Annotated in this window: 1 pseudogene; it reads right to left on the bottom strand. The window is 59.5% G+C overall.

Annotation, left to right across the window (positions count from 1 at the left end):
* Positions 1-242 (bottom strand): annotated as a pseudogene (locus tag ACFZPT_RS26895) (TonB-dependent siderophore receptor); the annotation flags it as partial.

The raw sequence follows: 242 nt of genomic DNA on the forward strand, positions 1-242 counted from the left end.
CAGCGGATCGAGCAGTAAGAAGCGGGACAGCGCGAAGAAGCCCTTGGAGGAGGTCGTCGAGGAACCGGGCGATTTGTAGTCGCCGATCCCGGGTTTGTGCACACTGCTCGGGTCCCAGCGATATACATTCACCGGCACGTTGAGCGGCGTGGTTAACAAGGCGTTGCGCTGCTCGGTTTCTCCGAGGCTGTAGTTGGTGCCCAACAGCAACTCATTGATGCGGCCAAACCACGAATACGGCC

The sequence above is a fragment of the Pseudomonas sp. MD330_10 genome (assembly GCF_042610415.1).
GTDB lineage: Bacteria > Pseudomonadota > Gammaproteobacteria > Pseudomonadales > Pseudomonadaceae > Aquipseudomonas > Aquipseudomonas rhodesiae.